The organism is Flavobacterium sp. ACAM 123 (assembly GCF_000264055.1).
Lineage (GTDB): Bacteria > Bacteroidota > Bacteroidia > Flavobacteriales > Flavobacteriaceae > Flavobacterium.
The window spans coordinates 1-20,113 of sequence record NZ_AJXL01000009.1 but is presented as its reverse complement, the minus strand read 5'-3'; the positions used below and the strand labels follow the sequence as shown (position 1 = coordinate 20,113).

Genomic DNA, 20,113 nt, shown 5'->3' with positions numbered 1-20,113 from the left:
CCGGGTAAGCAGAACCTTTATTTAGCACGATGCTAAACTTTTTGCTTTTGAATTCGTTACAAATCTATGTGCTCAAAAAATGCCTTACAACACTTTAGTAGTGGATATTCACGAATTCAAGTATGGATTTTCACGAAATCCACACTACTTTTCTCATAATAAAACTCTATTTTTCAGGAGATTATAGTATTTTTGAAATATGCTTTATTGAGAATATTCCAGTACTTACATCTTAAAACAAAAAAAGAATATTTCGCAGCTGTCCCTGAACTTAATTGATGCACTTATGAAGAAATTTTTTATTTTAGTGTTAATTGGTCCCATGTGGGTGCAATCTCAGAATACCTCTTTTATAATTCCAGATTCCATCCAAAATAGAGATTTCCGTTATTTGGAAAATAGAATTGATCATTTTAACAATGACAGCGCTAGAGCTGCCGTATACCTGTTTACTTACATCCAAAAAGCGAAAAGGGAACGCAACTGGGAGGAACTAAAAAACGGCTATCAAAACATAATGCACCAGTCCCCAGCATCATTGCGTTCTGTTTACGCTGACAGCATGGTTTATGCCGCAAAAAAGACCAAAGACAATGCAACTATAGGTAGTGCGTTTTTATCCAAAGGAATTGTTTCTTTTGCGGACAAAAAACACAAAGAAGCGCTAGATGATTATCTGATTGCTAACGAGTATATAAGCAAAACTGACGACCACTATCTTATTCATAAAGTGAAATACAACATTGCACAATTAAAAAGCAGTATGGGGTTTTATGACGAAGCCATCGTTTTACTGAGGGAATGTGTAAAATATTACAAAAAGAATGACGACAGACCTTATCTCAATTCACTTCATTCTTTAGGACTTTCTTATAATAAGATAGGAAATTACGGCAAGTGTTCGCAAACTAACGACAAAGGAATCAAAGAAAGCGCCAAACGTGCTCTTCCTCAAATGGGAGTCTATTTCAGGCATTCTGAAGGTGTCAACCAATACTTTATAAAAAATTATCAACAGGCTATTGATAATCTAAAGAGTACTATGCTTGAAATACAAAGTAACAACGATTTTGCTAATGAGTCTGTTGGAAACTTTTACATTGGCAAAAGTTATTGGGAACTTAAGAAAGAACCTAAGGCTATCCCCTATTTTAATAAAGTGGACCAGATTTTTAATAGCACTCAATTTATACGTAAGGATTTGTTGGAGACCTATGTATTATTAATCAACTACTATAAAACAAAAAAAGAGGATAAACTACACCTGTACTATATAGACCAACTTCTTAAAGCAGAAGTCGCGTTACGTGAAACCAATAATTATCTTGTCTCTAAAATTAATAAGGAATATGACAATAAAACAATTTTGTCTGAAAACCAAAAACTAAAGCAAATGGCCGATGGGCAGCAATACTAAAAAAATAATTTTTATAGTCCTTGGCACTTTCATATTCTTAGCTCTACTTTTCGTAAGTTATCGCAACTTTAAAATTAAAAGTATGTACAAAAAAAAATACGACGCAGTGATGAGTAAAGATCCACAGGGGAAAAAAGAATACAGTAAAACGTTACACGCTGGTATCGAAGACATGAATTCCTTGGCAGTTAGCGAATTAGTAACCCAACTTGCTAAATGGGAAAAGGCAAAGAAATTCCTAGAGAAAGACATCACCTTAGCAAAGTTAGCAACTACTTTTAATTCCAATACAAAATACCTTTCTCTTGTTATCTACCATTACCGAAAGAAAAATTTCATACCCTATATAAATGATCTTAAAATAGATTTTATGGTCGAGGCACTTAAAAATAGTAAACAGCTGCAGCAATATACAAATACAGCATTGGCAGAGGAAAGTGGGTTTAGTTCCACCCAACGATTTGCGACTGCATTTAAAACCAGAACGGGAATGCCTACCCCCTATTTTATTGAAGAACTTAAAAAAGAAGAAGCGAAAGTAGTAAAATAAAGAATAAACTGCTCCAATTCTATTGCGTATTTAGTAGAGCTAAAGACTAAATTACTATTTTTAGGTCGTAACTTAATAAAAACCTATCATGAAAGATCTTATTCAAAAAATCAATGCTAAGTTTGAAACATTTAAAACAGAATCTCAATCTCTCGTTGATAAAGGGGTTAAAGCAGCAGGACCGAGAGCTCGTAAAGCAACATTGGAGAATGAAACTATACACCTAACTAGGGAAATAGACGATATTAATCAAGATACTGTGGGATTCTCTTGAAACAACTAGAGCAGTTTGAAAAAGACAGGAAGTTTCTAGAAAAAGATTTGACTGCTTCAAAACTTACAGTTGCTTTTGGTTCAAATTCAAAATTGGATATGCAAATAAAAAACGGAGATTAAGTTAAGTGACATTTTTGTAATTAAATTGATTGCTAAATTCGTCAATATTTTTATAGTTTAAGGCTAAGTGCCTTCTTTTTTTATTACACCAAATTTCAATATACTGAAAGATTTCTAATTTCATTTGTTATTTATATTTAGTAATGAGCTTGGGACCATAAATCAATTCGGTTTTCAATAATTTAAAGAAACTTTCTGCTACAGCGTTAGCCTTTTCTGGACATACTTTGAGTAATTTTTTACACGAATTTAGAACATTTACAAATTTATTATTAGCGTACTGAGTCCCTCTATCGGAATAAAATATTAATCCTGCATGCACAGCTCTGTTATGAGTTGCCAGTCGCCAAGCCGTTAATATAGTGTCTTGAGTACTCATGGTACTACTTCAACTCCAGCCAATTATTTTTCTATCTTATAAATCTATAACTGTTGTTAAGTAAATCGAAAGTTTTAAAGTCGTAAAGTCAAAAAAACAAATCTAACGGATAACAACTAAAAATCAACTCATTAAAATATTTTATTTGATTTAAAAATACGGTATTTTACAATAGTCAGTACTTAGGTATAAAAATCCTTCTTTTATATGGATATGTTTAATGTCTGAGAACCATACTTTTGACGGTAATGTTGGTTTAAATTCTCTGTTTAAAACAGTTTCAACTGTCAAATAATTATGTTTTTAATCAGTAGTTACTTTAAATTTCTTACTCAATTTACTTCTTAAACCCATTTGTTTCATGTATTTTGCTATTGTTATTCTTGAAATTGAATAACCTAAACTTTGCAATTCAATGGTTTTTTTGGGGCTATCATACCATTGTTTGGATTCAAAATAGATTGAAGTTATTTTTTCTTTTTATATGGTTCATTCTATCAATTCTATTTGAAATAATTTTCTTTTTCCATCTAAAAAACGCACTGGAACGTACCACTAAAACCTGACACATTTCTTCAATCGGAAATATTTTTTCATTGTCTTTTATGAAATCAGATATCATCAACCGCTCTTGGAAAAAACACCTATTACTTTGTTTAATATGTCGCGTTCGAGTTCTGCATCTTTGAGTTTTGCTTCTAAATCGCTTACGATTTTTTGATCTTATGTTTGTTTGAGAATCCCATTTCTAGGAAAACTATCTGAACGAAATTTTTTATACTCTTTGCGCTATTTGTATATCATATCAACTCCAATGCCTAGTTCTCTGACTAATTCAGTAATGTTTGATCTTTCATTACTCAATTCAACTGCTTTGGTCTTAAAAGCAGTATCATAAATTTTTCTCACTGTTATCATATGTTAAAAGTAAGTTTTTCTCTAAACTCAGTCTCCATGCTAAATTAGTATATCCACTATAGAGTTTTAATGGCTTTAATAAGCAATTATCCCCAATTGACATAATCTAGCCGTTATGATGAAGATAGTAATGAAGTCAAAATAATAGACCTTATTTTTTTACTACTATAAAATAACGCAAAAGATTGTAAAAACCAACACTAATTGCTATTTTAAATAATTAAGCTGGTATTTATCAACAAATAAAAACACTTCTTAATTGAACTTCAATCATTATTTTTTATTATATTTGCTGGTAAGTACCAACACTGAGCGTAATTTAAATCATTAAAAATGGTAAACACCAACACTAATTGGGTAGGAATGAGCGACAGCGCGATCGTGAATACCATTGGAGAATTCATTAAACAGCACCGATTAAAGATTAATAAAACGCAAGCACAATTGTCTAATGAGGCAGGAATCAACCGATGGACGTTAGGCCAAATTGAAAACGGTGAAGCTATTACGATGATTTCACTAATTCAAATTATGAGAGCTTTAGATGTTTTGTACCTGTTCGAAGGATTTTCCATTAAACAGGAAATCAGCCCTATAGAACTCGCAAAACAAGACCAACAAAAAAGAAAACGTGCTAGAAATAGTGGTACTGATAACACAAAACAATCCGACTGGTAATGATAACAACAGCTTTTGTAAAAATATGGGGAGAAACAGTCGGTGCCGTAGCATGGAATAACCAAACTGGTGTAGCTAGTTTTGAATACGACCCAAAGTTTATAAGTACTAAATCGGATTTAGCACCACTAAAAATGCCACTAATCAATAGTAACAAGCGTATTTTTTCCTTTCCAGAATTACGGGATGTAAAAACATTTAAAGGCTTGCCTGGTTTATTAGCGGATGTACTGCCCGATGACTACGGAAACCAATTAATCAACAGTTGGTTAGCACAAAACGGTCGTTCTGAAAACAGCATGAACCCCGTCGAACTCCTATGTTTCATTGGAACACGTGGCATGGGAGCTTTGGAGTTTGAACCTTCACAACTTAAAATAAATAAAAAAGCTTTTGATATTGAAATAGATAATTTGATTAGCCTTTCTCAAAAAATGCTTTCCAAAAGAGCCGGTTTTGAAACTAACTTAAGCGAGGACGAACAAAAAGCTATGTTAGATATTCTTAAGATCGGAACCTCAGCAGGTGGTGCTCGTCCAAAGGCTATTATCGCCTACAATGAAAAAACAGGGCAGGTAAAATCTGGACAAACAATCGCTCCAAAAGGATTTGAACACTGGTTAATCAAATTAGATACAGTAAGTGATGTACAATTTGGCGAAAGCACCGGCTATGGCAGAATCGAAATGGCCTACTATCTCATGGCAAAAGCCTGTGATATTGACATGATGGAAAGTCGATTAATGGAGGAGAATGGCAGAGCACATTTCATGACCAAGCGCTTTGACCGTGAAGGTGGAGAACAAAAACACCACATACAAACCTTGTGCGCCGTGCAGCATTATGATTTTAGTCAAATCACAAGTTTTAGCTACGAACAGCTCTTTCAAACCATGCGTTTGTTAAGACTTCCCTACCCTCAAGCTGAACAACTTTTTAGAAGAATGGTATTTAATGTAATCGCTAGAAATTGTGATGACCATACCAAAAACTTCGCTTTTCGCTTAAAAAAAGAAGGAGAATGGGAATTGGCACCAGCCTACGATATTTGCTTTGCCTACCGTCCTGAAAGCGATTGGGTGAGCCAACACAATCTTAGTATCAATGGAAAAAGAAAAGACATTACAAAAAATGATCTTTTAGGTATTGCCAAGACTATGAATATTAAAAAGGCAAATGTTATTATACAGCAGATTAGTGCAACCGTTACAAATTGGTATGAATTTGCCGAAAAAGCCAATGTAGAAGCCAATTTTAAAGAAACAATTGGCAACTCACATTTAATTTTGTAACGATGCTTACAAATAAAGTAATAAAGACACTCTCAAATAGCGAAAAAAATATGGTGTTCTTCGCTGATAGTGGCGGTAGCTCAAATAAAGAAGAGTTGGCGCTATGAACACATAAGTGAATAAGGGTGAAGTTGGCGTCAACTTGGATGAGTAGATTTACTTTCAGTTTCAACTTTTATACCTCGGAAGATTCAACCGCCGGTTCATTGTTGGCTTTACAAGCCCAGAGATACTTTAGCTGTCACTAACAGTAATTATTTTTACTTTTTAATTTGTTATTTATTGAGCAGTTTTCCAAATTATTTTCGGAATTTAAAAAAACAGGAGTTAAGTTTAAATCTAATGAATTATTCTAATCTGTATCAAACATCTTTACAACATCGAGTAATTCAGGCTGTATGTCTTTTAGTTTTTCTAAAAAATTGAAGCATTTAGGATTGTCTTCCATAATTACATTATTAAAAAGCGAAATTGTTACCACGATAAATTAATTTATTCCAACCAAATCCGATTCGTTATTTTTAATAAAATCGTGGAGTCAAATCATTATTTCCAAATATTATTCTTGCTCGAACAAAATTATATTTAATAAAGCTCATTTGTTGATAATATGGAAACTTTTTTTGCGGACAGCGGACAGACATTATGAATAAATAACACTAAATCTTGCTCCAAAAGTATTTCAAATGAGTTTTCTCCCATTATACCAGAAATTAATTCGGACATTCCTTTAAAGTCGAGATAAATGTGCAAAAGTTTATGTGTAAAAGAAGAATAATTTATGTTTTTTAAATATCTCCAGATGCTCGGTCGATAGCCCCATTATAAGGTGCAAACATACTGGTCCCTAATTTCCCTCTGATGTTGAACTCAAAACCAATAAGCAATTCCGCTTCACCATCAATTATATTTCGTAATCCCCGCACGCTTACCGTATCGGCTTGGATCACTTTTACCATGGCTTGCGTTAACCGACTTACTATTCGACCATCAGCAGAATTTAAAAGCAACCCTCTCAAAGCCGTTCTTAACACTTTTCCAGCCTTTCCCGCTCTTCCAAATTCACTGCCGTTCTCGCGCGTTCTTTGAAATGCAGGATCATTTTTGATTCTGCTCGCATTAATACCTCCTTTCTCTCTAGCCAAATGCCCATCCTGCGTTTTGTAAAAAGTAATATCTCCAATAGTACCTTTCAACTTAATTATGCCTTTCTGTCTTGCCATAATTCCTAAAATTTAAGTTTATAATTGATTTTAAAATCGTTTCAATTTTCAACCGGTTGCAACACTTATCAATTGATTTGAATACAAATTTTAGCCAATTAAATCACATTAAAAAGACCTCGGCGACTAGATGGCAGAATCAGACACAGATGACATAATTCGACATAAATGATACTTGTGAGTTCGTTACGAGTTATAAATTTCTATATGCAATTACATATAGATTGTGTTTTAGCAAGTAAATTATATGCTTTTACATATAATTTCATATATTTGTTCTAATTCGATGTAAATGCATATAATCATGATGACACTAGCCGACTTTGTAAAAGAAAAAAGAAATGAAGTAAACCTCACCCAAGAAGCATTTGCGGAACGAGCTGGTGTGGCACTTACCGTTATTCGAAAAATAGAACAAGGAAAAGAAAATTTAAATCTCGAGAAGGTAAATCAAGTGCTCCGAATGTTCGGCCATACCCTCGCACCAGTGAACGCCAGAGAATTATCTCTGTCTACCGGACAGGCAGGCAAAAATGAAAAGAAAGAATAATGAGAAAGGCAGAAATACATTATAAAGACGTCTTAGCGGGAATACTCACCGAAACAGATGAAGGAGACTATATCTTTCAGTATGAAAAACAATACATAAAGAAACATCCCAAGCAGTTCATTACGTTTACGATGCCAGTAAGTCCTAAAATATATACCGACAAACGATTATTCCCCTTTTTTGAAGGACTAATTCCTGAAGGCTGGCTCCTGGATATCGCATCCAAAAACTGGAAAATCAATCCCAATGACCGTATGGGATTACTCTTGGCCTGCTGCCAAAATTGTATCGGTGCCGTCAGTGTTCAACCAATACCAAATGAAAATGAGTAAGAAATGCATATACTGTTATCAAATATTGGATGATACAATTGTAGGTGATTTTCATGAGCAGTGCAGCTTAGCGTTTTTTGGAACAAAACACCAACCTGCATTTGAACATACCCTACAACAAATGACCGCCTTAGCGCTAAATGTCGTGGAGCGCAGCGTAGCAGTACCTGGGGTACAACCCAAATTATCACTATCAATAGTAAATGACACGATTCAGGACGGGAATAAAGGACGTCTTACCGTCGTAGGTGCTTTGGGCGGGAATTATATTTTCAAACCGCCATCTGACCAATTCCTTGAAATGCCCGCAAATGAACATGTAACGATGCGCATTGCAGAAGCTTTTGGTATTAACACTGTAAAATCAAGCTTGATCCGACTACAATCTGGCGAGCTTTCCTATATTACCAAACGCACTGATAGGACAGCTACCGGAGAAAAAATCCACATGCTTGACATGTTCCAAATCACGGAAGCTTTTGACAAATACAAAAGCTCGATGGAAAAAATAGGCAAAGCAATCAACGAATTCTCAGACAACACCTTACTGGATAAACTATACTTTTTGGAACTGGGTATTTTTAGCTATCTGACCGGAAACAACGACATGCACCTGAAGAACTTCTCGATGATCAATACAGGGGATAGTTGGACATTGGCTCCAGCCTATGATCTGTTGAACGTGGCCATAGTAAACCCGGAAGACACCGAAGAACTAGCCTTAACTCTCGATGAAAAAAAGAAAAAACTAAAATGGGAGCATTTCCAAACACTAGGAACAAACCTTGGTCTTAACGAAAAACAGCTAAAAGGAATAGTAAAACGATTCCAAAAAAACAAACCAATTGCCATGCAGTGGATCGACAATTCATTCCTGTCTAAAGCATTCAAAGAAAAATACAAACTACTATTAGAGGAAAGATACAGCAGTTTATTCCAGCCGAAGTAAACAAGCACTTTTTTGTTTAATTTTACTTAGAAGTTTGGATAATAGAATTTTAAAGTAAGCCAAAGCCCAATCAAAGCTATAGATAGAGTATGAAAGCAGCAACCACGAAATTGTGTATCTACCCTAAAGACATACAACGTATTACAGGAAAGAGTTATCGCCAAAGCATTAGAATGCTACAAAACATTAGAAAAGAACTCAACAAGCTCCAAAATGAGCTTGTGTCGATAGGGTACCTACGAGTACACAAGCCTAAAAATGGAACAGGTTGCACCTTTGATTATTGGCTAATAACTTTATTTAATCTTATCAAATTTTTAACTTTACCAAATATAGTATGAGTTATCATATCTCTCTTTCTCCCTTCATATAAATGCAAAAATATTAAATAGATATTCTTAAAAATTCAGCGATTTCTGCTTCTCTAAATTACACAAACATTAAACTTCATTAATAGTCCAAGATCAATTTCACCTATTAAACATCTTATTTAATGTTAGTAAGAAATTTAAAGAAAAAACACTTCTAAAAAATATTATTGCAAGTGATATCATTATCCCAAAAAAACCAACAATTATTGACGTATAATTTACATCGTTTATTTAGGACCAGAAGCTTTATTAGGTTTAGTCCAAAGTATTCTAGTTTGATCAGGAATATTATACCTCTGTGCTTTTTTCGATAATTATTTTCATTTAACTTCGGTCAGAATTTATTCGCCAGGATGATATGTTCGTTCGCTATGTTTTTCTACATCTTCTTTGTAGAAAAGCACGTCCTTAAATTCCCCTTTTTGATACATTTCTGCCTGATCAAGAAAGTGTTTTGATTTAGGATCTCCGCTATTTCCACCGGCCAATAAAGACTTGGCTTTGATCCTATCGCCAAATTCTACCGCACATACAAAACTATTTCCGCTGTAACCATACCTTTTCTTTGTGTTTTCTTGATAAACACTTTTATAAGCTGGTAGGCAGCCCCAAAGAGAAGAAGCGGCACCTATAGGCAAACTAGCAATGGCATCATCATAATCAAGATTAATATCTCCTGACAATCTTTGAAAACGATTGATTTCGCCCCAAGGAATTTGCCACATTCCAAATTTACTTTTTAATTCCTGAACCACCATTTGTAATTGCGGAAGGAGTTGGTCTGGAGAAGCATTTTGTGCAAAATTTCGAGTATTTTCAACCTGATCTAATTCCCCTTGGTCGCTGTACGTTTTCCTAATTATAGGATCTAACTTAAAAGCCCATTCGTTAGCCAGAGTTGTAGCTACCGAATTCGCATTTGCATAATAATCCCAATTTTTTAAAACTGCTATTGGTCCTGCCAAATCTGCATAAAGGGAATCACCTTTTTTTATGTTTTTTTCAAAACTGGAAATCAGGGCAGGAATTAACACCTCAAAAATGGAGAGTTTCATGTCATATCCATCAGCAATTACTTTGTCTAAGGTATATTTTTCGCCTTTTCTTAATAAACGAACTGCATTTATTCCTCTAAAATTTTCTCCATCAGGTGCCATGTAGGGTAAATAGTTTTCCTCTTTTGGACTTTCTGGACCAGCAACTGAATAGGGAGTGGAATTGCAATTTTGTAGCCAACCATTCGAAGGATTGTACAAATGAACCGTTTCGGAGACCTCGTGCGAGCCTTTCCATTCTGTTGCCGATGTAGTTCCGTCAATCACTTTCGACCAATTTAGATTTTTATCTCTAATAGGAATAAAGTTTCCATGCCAATAGGCAATGTTTCCTTTGTTATCCGCAAATACGGTGTTGTTTGAAGCGTTAGCTTTTATGTCCATTGCTTTTTTGTAATCATCAAGCCCTTTAGATTTTGTTCTTACCCAGCTTTGAACAAGACCATCCATATTTCGGTTCTTAGATTTTAGACTAACCCATCTCCCGTCCCTTTCAGCCATTATCGGACCGTGATTAGTAAAATAAGTTTTGAATTCTTTCGGAATTAATTTTCCTTTTTGGAGGTATTTAACGGTAATTCTTTTTTCGATAACAGGTACCAATTTCGAATTGTATTCATAGAATAGTTTATCGTTTTTAGTAACAATTTTTTCGGCATACATATCTGCTACATCTACATTAGTGGATGTATGCATCCATCCACAATTTTCATTAAATCCTTGATATATAAAAAATTGCCCCCAAGTTACGGCTCCATATGCATTCAAGCCTTCTTCACTGCTTATTTGTATTTCTGGTCTGAAATAAAAAGTCGTATGTGGATTTATGTAAAGAATAGCATTTCCTGAAGCGGTTTTGGCCGGAGCCAAAGCAAACCCATTAGATCCCGTTTGCATATCTTTTTCCCGCTCAATATAAGAAACCTTATCTGCATTACCGGAGTAAAAAGATTTTAGTTCGCCAGTGGTTAAATCTGCAGTACTTATGGCCCCGATGCTTCCGTCTGTCCAAAGCAAAGGAAACCATGGCTCAAAATGAGTTAATAAAGCAGGCTTTACTTCAGGGTGTTGATATAAATAAAAGTTGATCCCATCAGCATAGCTGCTTAATAGTTTTTTCAACCAAGGAGCTGCTTTTTTGTAATCTGCTTTTGCTTCACCCACATCAATGAGAAGGCGTATTTCTAGATCATTATACAAAACCGATGGTCCTTTGATTTCCGAGAGGCGCCCCAGTTTTTCAATATAATTCATTTCGACACGTTTAAAATCGTCTTCACATTGGGCATATAGCATCCCAAAAACAGCGTCAGCATCAGTTTTACCATAAACATGTGCAATGCCCCAATTATCCCTAATAATAGTAACTTCTTTAGCTGATTTTTGAAGCCTAGTAATCTCTTTTAAGTCCGTATTTTGAGAAAATGATTGTAAAGCACAGCATAAAAATAATAACTGAATTGTTTTTTTCACGGTAAGTTCCATTGTATGTATGTTATTATTTTAAGTTATATAAATTTCATTTTTTTCTAAATTCTACTTTTACATTCTCTACTAATATGACTAAAAAAATAAAACCGTCTGAAATGTGGATTTGCTGCTTTCAAAACCTATCATGGTAGTTGACTACATTACAAAACTTTTACATTTGATCAGCTACTACTCTTTTTTTTAAAATTAATACAACTAGAAACAACTCTACATTCCTATTGCTTCACTAAAACCAATTCACTAATTATCTTAGATAAATAGGGCCTCCCTTTTAATGAGGTTTTGTCACCCTTTTAGTCTGATTATGACGTAGTATTGATCAGTCTATAAATTAAAAGCGCAGCCCTTTTTGTTAAATCTTTAAAATGGGTTAGATCCATATATTCTTTTGGTGTGTGAGATCCTCCGCCCATTGTACCTAGTCCATCTAAACCGTCTACATATTCAGCAACAAAAGAAATATCTCCGGCCCCCCTTTTACCAGGATCATATGCCTCAACAGCACCTTGCCCCATCGCCTTACTAACTTCATCTAAAACTTTTAGAACTTCATAGTTGCCAGGTGTTGGTTTCATTGGAGGGTATTTCAAATTAAAGCTTATTGTTGCATTCGTTTTTGGTAAATGATTAGAAGATACTATTGCTTTCATCTTATTTACCGTCGCTTCTATTTGTTCTTTACTAAGGCATCTAATATCACCATGGACGATTGTCTCTCTAGGAACAATATTGTCTTTACCAGACGCATACCCTTTGGATTGCATTTCATCAAAATTTACAGCGGTTCCTCCAATAACTGTTGAAGGATTGAAGGTGAGGTATTCTTCTGGAAGTTCATTGTAAAAGGCAGTCAAAATTCGAGACATCTCAAATATAGCTCCAGCTCCAACGTTTTCCGTAAAAATTCCGGACGAATGTGCTTGCACTCCTTCGGTTTTTAGTACCCATCCTCCCGAACTTCTTCTCGCTACAGTAGCATAATTCAAACCAGTTGCTCCCTCAAAGCCTAAAGCAATATCACTTCGCTTTGCCGCATCAACCAAATCTTTTCTACTTATACTAATGGGACATCCGGCTTTTTCCTCATCACCAGTAATGGCAACAATAATTTGAGTATTATTTAAAACACCCGCTTCCTGTAGTGCTTTTAGTGCTGCATAAATAATGAGATCACCCCCTTTCATGTCATCAACACCAGGACCAGACACCCTATCTCCATCTCTTTTATATTCCTGAAAAGGGCTATCTTCTTCAAAAACGGTATCTAAATGGCCTATTAATAATAATTTTTTCCCATCGACTTGGCCCGTATTTAATTCGCAAAATAAATGTCCTGCTCTATTTAGTTCTGCTGGCATATCAATCCAACGCGATTTAAATCCGATAGACTCAAACTCAGTAGCAAAAACATCCCCTACTTTTTTAACGCCTTTTACATTTAAAGATCCACTGTTAATATTGACCACTTTCTCAAGTAGACTTATGGCATAATCATTATTTTTATCAATGATCGCAATAACTTCTTTTTCAATTTCTGTTAACTTTTGGGCTTGAATATGACCTGATGCGGCCATAATTAGAAACAACACAATTATTTTACTAGTTCTCATAGGTTCTTTTTTATTTATTACGTCTTGTTATTGATTAATGAATTCACAATTGAATTTATAGTACTCTTTAGAAACCAGTTATTCAAGAATTTACCATTACTTGTGTGGACATAAGTTCAAATACACTTTTTAAATAATTCTAAGTGACTTAGCTGCGCTCTAAATTAACGCACACAAATTACCATATTATATTGTAGCAAAAACGATTAGCTACGTTAAAGGTTAATCTCATTTTGAAATAGTACTATTTAAAAGGGCACTAAATTATAGTGTTGCACTAGCCCATCTTTAAAAAAACAATACTGATTGTAGATTCAACATAGTCCAACTGCATTGTACTACATTCCTGTTAAGTCGAAAAATAAGCATGGACTATTTCCATGAACCTAGTACTCAAACTCCGGTCGGACGAAAACACAAGTAGGTTTGATATAAATTAATTTCTATAATACAATGTCAGCTATAGTCACTCAAATTATTCTACAATTACATTTAATGCGTAAGTTACAGTATTCAATTAACAGAGAATCCTAGCTAGGAAAACTTTAAATTGTGATTATGTAGTAGTGTATTACTGATACCAATTAATCAATGATCAGGAATTAGCATTTAATAGTTGAATTAATTTTAAATTAAAAAGAGGTTGTTTACTAAATAATTAAACAACCTCTAGTATAAAAAAACTTAGTTATTATTGATTCACTGCTGTTTTAACAAATAAACCAGGTATTGGTGATGGTGCAAAATTATTTCCATTAATTTCATCTTGAGCGATTAAAAACCTTTCAGGATAAGCAGTACCTGCATTAATAGGAATAGGTAGTGCTATATCATTATCAGTAGTACGAATTCTTCTAAAGTCATCAAAAGGAAGCAATGTTCCAAAACTAGACACATATTTTTCTTCCATAATTTCTCTCAGTAAAGCTCTATTTGCATTAATACCTCCAGTATTTTCAATGCCTCCAGCAGCAAAATCAGTAGACAAATAGTTCGCATAAAGAATAGGAAGTAACGGATCTCCTGCAAACGACATTCCAGTTGCTAAATGGGCACGTAAAGCATTTAATCGCGTAAGACCTTCATTAAATCCAGTCGTTCTAAATCCTGCTTCTGCTAAAATCAACATGTTTTCTTCAAAAGTAACCAGAGGCATCATTGCCTTTTGAGCACTCAATCTATTGGTTTTAATACCCGCTTGATCCAAAATTAAAAAATCACGTCTTCTACTTTCATTCGTTTTGGCATTGTTTCTAGAAAGTGAATTGGTATTACTTAATAAATTTTGAATAAAAGAACCAGTTGAGGTAAGGTCACCAGACCTACTCCCAGATAAAATAAGAAAATATAAGTTACTATTTTCATTTGTTGTTCCATATGCGCTATAAGCTGCAGCATACTTTAATGAATTACTATTTGACTTAACTCCTAAAAGTGCACTATTATAAGCTTCTGGGTATTCCCTAGTCATTAAAAAATATCTAGCTTTTAAAGTATTTGCAACTTGAATCCAAGCCGTTGGATTCCCTCCTAACAAGATATCATTGGTGTATCTTCTGCCAGATGGAACAGTGCTTAGTTGCGTAATTGCATCATTAAGTAATATTTGTGCAGCTTTATAAACGTCAGCTTGACTATCAAACGCACTTTTTGCTTCCACTCCCACTTTTGAATAGGGTACATCTCCAAACATTGAAGCCATACTCCCAATTCCATGCGCTTCAATAATATTAGCTATTCCCTTTACCAAATTATCTTCTGACTTGGACTGTATTATGTCATTTTGTGTCATGATTCCATGATACATAAAGGCCCACATATCATTCGAATCTTCAGGTGAAATAATATAATCATTAATTCGCCCATATAAATTAAAAACTCCTTTCATTTGACCTGTCCAAAATTGAGAAATACGCATTAAATGACCTGATTGAATTTGGACATTAGCTAACTCCATACTTTTTAACACTAACTCTGGCGGCACGTCTGTAGATACATTAGGATCCTCATTAATATCTAAGTAGCTATCGCAACTTAAAAAAGAAAATAGTAGTGCGGTATATATAATTGTTTTAAAATGTTTTTTCTATCTTACTCTTTTTTAATAGTTAATAGTAATTCCAAAAACGAAAGATTTTGAGCTTGGATTTGTAAAATAATCTATCCCTTTTCCTACGCCAGTACCAAATTGGTTAACATCAGGATCAATTCCTTTAATTTTTGTCCATAAAAACAAGTTTCTTCCAGTAGCAGAAAAGTTAACGGATTCTAAACCCGTTTTTTTAAGTAAATTTCCTTTCAAATTATAGCTTAAACCTAGCTCTCTCAAACGAGTCCAACTTCCATCTGCTATGGCAAATTCATTAATTACAGAACCTCCAAATCCTCCTCCAAGTGTAGTATACCAATTTTCGTCTAATAATATAGGACCTGCGCCGTAATCTGCAATATTTCCTCTAACGGAAGAACCAGCAGGAATAACAGCTCCTCTATAGTTTTTTAAATCCTGAGTTAGCGTTACTTCATTACCAACATCACCATGCGTACCAAAACCGTAAAGAACATATCTTGTACGTTCAGCAATGTCATTACCCTGACTAGTATCAAATAAAACATTTAACGAGAAGTCTTTGTAATTAAGTCTCATTCCTACAGCTCCTGTCCAATCCGGATTTGGATCTCCAATAACTTTATCACCAGTTGTGTCTAATTGAGGAAACCCGTTAGCATCGAGATCGAAAGTACCATCATCATTTCTCATCGCCGCGCTCCCTAATAATACGCTTATAGGTTGTCCTACAACAGCACTGGATTTTATAGATGAACCCGGTGTAAAGTTTACCGAAGCTACCCCCGCTAAATCTGTTATCTCACTTCTATTTTGTGAAAAATTACCGTAAATACTTGCTGAAAAATTCTGTTTTTTAATAAAGCTGTAATCGTACTCTACTTCAAACCCTTTATTTTGAAGTGCTGCTACATTTCCTAAAAAAGTATCAAACCCAGATGATGGATTCAACGCAACAGGAAGTAACATATCGCGAGTTTCGTTAAAGTAATAGGTCCCAGAAAGCTTCAATCGGTCTCTAAAAAATCTAAAATCTAGACCTGCTTCATATTCTTTCTTTTTCTCAAAATCCAAATTTGGATTTCCTTGATCATCATTCAGTCTAAAGCCACCACCAAAGGCAGGTAAAGATATCCCGTCTGAATACCCCGAATACGTTGCACTTTCATACCCTGTTTCAAAACCATGTGGCTCAGGTGCTAATCCAACTTCACCATATGTCAATCTAAGTTTTGCAAAAGAAAGCAAATCATCATTTTCTAATTTAAGTAATTGATGCCATTTCAAGCCTATCTCTATACTGGGATAAATTATTGAATTAATACTGGAAGACGCATCTTCATAAGTAAGACCAAGATTTAAATTTAATAAATCTTTATAGTCAAAACTAGACTGACCGTAAAAACGAGCGTTTCTTATTCTTCTATTGCTTTCTCGTTCGTCTACGTTAGAGGCAACAGATGGATTTTGAAGTCTACTATTGAAAAGAAAATCAATTGCTTCTACATATATTTGCTTTCTAGCTTTATCTGTAATGGCACTACCTACCGTTACATTTGCCGAAAGGTCTTTTGATATGTTAAAATTCATAATCGAAATTAATTCTGCAGAAATCTCTGTGTTTTTATAGATTTCATTCTGGTACCTTCCAGTATTGGCACCATCCCCTGAAAACATCGGGAAAAAATAAGTTCTATCATCATTAAAAGTATCTAATCCCCCTCTTGCTATAAAGTTTAACCAAGAAGTCGCTTTAATATTAAAATTTAAGGACCCTAATACACGATTAACTTCTGTAAGGCTAGTTTGCTCATTAATAGTCCATAGAGGATTATTATAAGTAGGATTTGCAGTATCTCCTAAATATCTTCTATAACTTCTATGTCTCATTGGTGTTGGATTTCCCTGAGCGTCAAAATAAGTACCTGTATAATCACTTATGTCAAAATCAGCAGGATTCCTTAACAAACCTAAGTAAATACCTGCCGTATTTGATCCTTGCTGTATTCTATTTGAAGAACTTGCTATATAAGAAACTTTAGCTGAAGCATCTAGCCAATCATTAAATTTATACGTATTTCCTAATGTAAAGGTGTTTTTGAAATAGTTACTTTGTTTGATTATCCCTTCTTGACCAAGGTGTGAAGCACTAAAATAAAACGTTGCTTTGTCAGTTCCTCCTGACAAGTTGAGTCTTGTTTCCTGAGCTAAACCATTTTGAAAAATCTGATCAAAATTACTGTCACGAAATACCTCTTTAGAATTTTTAGTAATTATAGGATAATATAAACTCCCATCCGCAGCTTCAAAATATCTTCCTGATGTGTTTACTGCATCCGCTCCACCGGTTCTGTCTGCTATTTTATCTCCCCACGAGTTTGCAGCAGTCGGGCTATAAATACCATTCCCACCTTGACCATAATTAGTTTGTAACTCATGTCTTCTATTGATTTGATCAATAGAAACAGAAGAGCTTACTGATGCCTTTAATTTACCCGCTTTTCCTCTTTTCGTTGTAATAACAATTACACCACCTAAAGCTTGCGATCCATACAAAGATCCTGCTGAAGCACCTTTAAAGACCTGAATAGTTGCAATGTCATCTGGATTGATATCGTTCAACCTAGACTGCTGTGAAACTCCTCCATCAGAAGCACTTGCTAGACCTTCAAGATTACTATTATTAAGAGGTATACCATCCACCACGATTAACGGTGCACTACCATTAATAGAACTTACTCCCCTAATCTGAATGTTAGAACCCGCTCCTGGATCCCCACTTGAACCCGTAATGGATACCCCAGAGGCTTTTCCAGCTAAACTATTAATGAATGTTGGTTCTTTAGAATCTAATACAGTTTTTGTATCTATAACTGAATAAGTGGACGCTAGGTTATCTCTCTTTCCTTTGATTCCTAATACGTTTACTACAACCTCCTGTAGCGCTTGTGAATCCTCTTGTAAAGTAATTTTGAATGTAGATTTATCACCTACAGCTACCTGAACAGTTGTATACCCCATGTAGCTAATAGATAAAATAGTTTTATTATCAGGGACATTCAGAGAGAATTTCCCGTCAAGATCTGTTGTAACTCCCAAAGAGCTACCTTTTATGGCCACACTGGCTCCAGGCAACGGTCCGGTACGGTCGCTTACGATACCGCTTACCGAGCGCTGCGCTAACATATAACTACTCGAAAGAAGCATAGTCAGCATACATAAAAATAGTTTTTTAATTCATGTTAATTGAGTTTGGTTAGTAATTTGGTTTTGGTTAATATTTATTTTGTCATTAAAATAGTCATCATTTGTTCAGCAGAAATTCTGCCGAAAAGCGCAATAGATTCTTTTGGAGTAGCATCTCCAATCTCATAAGTAATCCCCACTGCATTGTGCCCCTGCAAAAACCATCCTTTGGAAACAGGTTTAGCACTATTTCCTGATTCTTCATTTACTTTATAATTGGGAATATTTCTTTCCAGTGAAGCGAACCAATCATCAATAAAACCTGGAAGCGTAGTTCCTTCTCTAGCTTTGTTAGTATAAAAAACATCGTGCCAAGTAGAGTGGAAATCCAACCCTAAAATGATTCTTCCTTTTTTATTTCTCTCAATAAATCTTGTAATTTGTCTAATTTCTGGTTGATTATAAACAGACCAATCTCTATTTAAATCGACACCAGCTGCATTATGGCGCCAATGCCCTAAATCTACTCCGTCAGGATTTAAAATAGGAAAAGCCAATACCCTGTATTTAGATAAGAAACTTTTAGACAAATCATTATCTGCCAATATAGTTGATAAAAAACTTTGAAATGCATAATAACCTGTGACCTCAGGTGGGTGTTGGCGCGTCAATAATATAATAATCTCTTTATTTTTTTTACTACCGCTATAAAGATCTAATACTGGTAAATTCTTCCCTAAAACAGATTTTCCAGCTGATCTAACCTTAACAAAATCTTCTTTACCTTTTACAATTTCACTATACCAATTTTTTACATCAATTGATGATTGGATTTCTTGAGCTGCCACAGTAATGGGCGCTTTACTTAAATTCAATTTAATAGTAATAATGCTATCTTTTTTAAATACAAACGAAGAGTCGATTACAGTCCATTTGTTATTGATCTTTAACTTTGATATATACCTATGTTTAAACCCTTTTGGATATTTAAATTCAAAATAGAATGATCTTGGAGCGTCAGACCAAGTTTTAAAAGCATAATAGGGACTATTGTTGATCGGCATATTTTCCGGTTGTACTAAAACCAAAGCCGTACTATCATTCTTTTTAACAAAACTATTTAAACGGGCTCCATCAAATTCATTACTGGCATAAATTCCGAGATCATCTAAATGGTATGTTTGCTTGCTTTGAAAATCAATATGCTTTAAGGTCGTATCTACAGCCGTTTTAAATGGTACTGGTTTTACACTAGCACACCCTGCAACGAATACAATAGTTATGATGCTGCTAAATATTTGATAATAGGCTCTTCTCATATCGATTGGTATTTGTAAAAACTACTCGCTGTAAAACAAAGAAAGTTTTCGTCATTTTGGGCATACCAATTTTATAAGATAATACATACCAATTTAATATTGTGCTGATAATGAATTGTATATAAGTATTTAATCAAAATCAATTGTCTCTTACGCTCTATTACTATTGGCAACGACTTCTGGTCAATCTCAGGCAAGCTACAAGAGAAATAATTAAATTTATATCGATAACTAAATTTGACTATATATANATTTTTTTTTTTTTAAAATTACCGTTTTATCTAGATACCTTTTTTTTATTGGAAGTATTTTAGCCTTAACGTACTACA

At 34.4% G+C, this 20,113-nt stretch carries 18 protein-coding genes and 1 pseudogene; 9 read left to right on the top strand and 10 right to left on the bottom strand.

Features of this window, described 5'->3' with window-relative positions:
- Positions 1-286 precede the first annotated feature (286 nt).
- The 4 genes from A3SG_RS18930 (at position 287) to A3SG_RS22705 (ending at position 2,363) form a co-directional block, all read left to right on the top strand.
- Positions 287-1,417: a tetratricopeptide repeat protein gene (locus A3SG_RS18930; protein WP_016988463.1), complete on the top strand. Its 1,131-nt coding sequence runs from the start codon at positions 287-289 to the stop codon at positions 1,415-1,417.
- Positions 1,418-1,499: 82 nt separating this feature from the next.
- Positions 1,500-1,967 carry a helix-turn-helix domain-containing protein gene (locus A3SG_RS22165; RefSeq protein WP_050979816.1) on the top strand — a complete coding sequence of 156 codons (468 nt, stop codon included), beginning with the start codon at positions 1,500-1,502 and terminating at the stop codon, positions 1,965-1,967.
- An 88-nt stretch (positions 1,968-2,055) separates the two neighbouring features.
- The gene (locus A3SG_RS0102660) at positions 2,056-2,241 is read left to right on the top strand and encodes a hypothetical protein (RefSeq protein ID WP_016988461.1); all 186 of its coding nucleotides are present in this window, start codon (positions 2,056-2,058) and stop codon (positions 2,239-2,241) included.
- Entirely contained in the window at positions 2,238-2,363 is a 126-nt protein-coding gene (locus A3SG_RS22705) for a hypothetical protein (RefSeq protein ID WP_016988460.1), read from the top strand. The genes A3SG_RS0102660 and A3SG_RS22705 overlap by 4 nt, the downstream gene beginning before the upstream one ends.
- 127 nt (positions 2,364-2,490) lie before the next feature.
- Here the strand turns inward: A3SG_RS22705 and A3SG_RS20630 are convergent, their stop codons facing one another.
- From A3SG_RS20630 to A3SG_RS22160, 3 genes are all read right to left on the bottom strand, one after another.
- Positions 2,491-2,742, bottom strand: a complete 252-nt coding sequence (locus A3SG_RS20630; RefSeq protein WP_016988459.1) for a hypothetical protein — start codon at positions 2,740-2,742, stop codon at positions 2,491-2,493.
- Positions 2,743-3,045: 303 nt separating this feature from the next.
- Entirely contained in the window at positions 3,046-3,213 is a 168-nt protein-coding gene (locus A3SG_RS23035) for an IS3 family transposase (protein WP_083832395.1), read from the bottom strand.
- Positions 3,214-3,531: 318 nt separating this feature from the next.
- Entirely contained in the window at positions 3,532-3,660 is a 129-nt protein-coding gene (locus A3SG_RS22160) for a hypothetical protein (RefSeq protein WP_016988457.1), read from the bottom strand.
- Between the two features lie 333 nt (positions 3,661-3,993).
- Between A3SG_RS22160 and A3SG_RS0102635 the strand changes: the two genes are divergently transcribed.
- Together A3SG_RS0102635 and A3SG_RS0102630 are read left to right on the top strand one after the other, a co-directional pair.
- Positions 3,994-4,338 (top strand): helix-turn-helix domain-containing protein, encoded by a 345-nt coding sequence (locus tag A3SG_RS0102635; RefSeq protein ID WP_016988456.1) that lies wholly within the window; start codon positions 3,994-3,996, stop codon positions 4,336-4,338.
- Positions 4,338-5,630 (top strand): type II toxin-antitoxin system HipA family toxin, encoded by a 1,293-nt coding sequence (locus A3SG_RS0102630; protein WP_016988455.1) that lies wholly within the window; start codon positions 4,338-4,340, stop codon positions 5,628-5,630. Before A3SG_RS0102635 ends, A3SG_RS0102630 begins: the two co-directional genes overlap by 1 nt.
- Before the next feature lie 352 nt (positions 5,631-5,982).
- Here the strand turns inward: A3SG_RS0102630 and A3SG_RS22700 are convergent, their stop codons facing one another.
- The gene (locus tag A3SG_RS22700; protein WP_255347661.1) at positions 5,983-6,111 is read right to left on the bottom strand and encodes a hypothetical protein; all 129 of its coding nucleotides are present in this window, start codon (positions 6,109-6,111) and stop codon (positions 5,983-5,985) included.
- 310 nt (positions 6,112-6,421) lie between these two features.
- A pseudogene (locus A3SG_RS18910) lies at positions 6,422-6,853 on the bottom strand (hypothetical protein); the annotation flags it as partial.
- Between the two features lie 304 nt (positions 6,854-7,157).
- Between A3SG_RS18910 and A3SG_RS0102605 the strand changes: the two are divergent.
- The 3 genes from A3SG_RS0102605 to A3SG_RS0102595 are packed head-to-tail and all read left to right on the top strand — an operon-like array spanning position 7,158 to position 8,684.
- Complete coding sequence (locus A3SG_RS0102605; RefSeq protein ID WP_016988450.1) at positions 7,158-7,403, top strand: helix-turn-helix domain-containing protein; 246 nt, start codon at positions 7,158-7,160, stop codon at positions 7,401-7,403.
- Positions 7,403-7,735, top strand: a complete 333-nt coding sequence (locus A3SG_RS0102600) for a HipA N-terminal domain-containing protein (protein WP_016988449.1) — start codon at positions 7,403-7,405, stop codon at positions 7,733-7,735. The genes A3SG_RS0102605 and A3SG_RS0102600 overlap by 1 nt, the downstream gene beginning before the upstream one ends.
- Positions 7,728-8,684, top strand: a complete 957-nt coding sequence (locus A3SG_RS0102595; RefSeq protein ID WP_035663298.1) for a type II toxin-antitoxin system HipA family toxin — start codon at positions 7,728-7,730, stop codon at positions 8,682-8,684. The genes A3SG_RS0102600 and A3SG_RS0102595 overlap by 8 nt, the downstream gene beginning before the upstream one ends.
- 712 nt (positions 8,685-9,396) lie before the next feature.
- Here A3SG_RS0102595 and A3SG_RS0102590 read toward each other — a convergent pair.
- From A3SG_RS0102590 to A3SG_RS0102570, 5 genes are all read right to left on the bottom strand, one after another.
- Positions 9,397-11,595 (bottom strand): penicillin acylase family protein, encoded by a 2,199-nt coding sequence (locus A3SG_RS0102590; RefSeq protein WP_016988447.1) that lies wholly within the window; start codon positions 11,593-11,595, stop codon positions 9,397-9,399.
- A gap of 308 nt (positions 11,596-11,903) precedes the next feature.
- Positions 11,904-13,211 (bottom strand): M20/M25/M40 family metallo-hydrolase, encoded by a 1,308-nt coding sequence (locus A3SG_RS0102585; RefSeq protein WP_035663291.1) that lies wholly within the window; start codon positions 13,209-13,211, stop codon positions 11,904-11,906.
- Between the two features lie 691 nt (positions 13,212-13,902).
- Positions 13,903-15,168 carry a SusD/RagB family nutrient-binding outer membrane lipoprotein gene (locus A3SG_RS0102580; RefSeq protein ID WP_016988445.1) on the bottom strand — a complete coding sequence of 422 codons (1,266 nt, stop codon included), beginning with the start codon at positions 15,166-15,168 and terminating at the stop codon, positions 13,903-13,905.
- Between the two features lie 144 nt (positions 15,169-15,312).
- Positions 15,313-18,495, bottom strand: coding sequence for a SusC/RagA family TonB-linked outer membrane protein (locus A3SG_RS0102575; protein WP_035663288.1), 3,183 nt, complete (start codon positions 18,493-18,495; stop codon positions 15,313-15,315).
- A gap of 65 nt (positions 18,496-18,560) precedes the next feature.
- Positions 18,561-19,784 (bottom strand): M14 family metallopeptidase, encoded by a 1,224-nt coding sequence (locus tag A3SG_RS0102570; RefSeq protein WP_016988443.1) that lies wholly within the window; start codon positions 19,782-19,784, stop codon positions 18,561-18,563.
- Between the last annotated feature and the right edge of the window lie 329 nt (positions 19,785-20,113).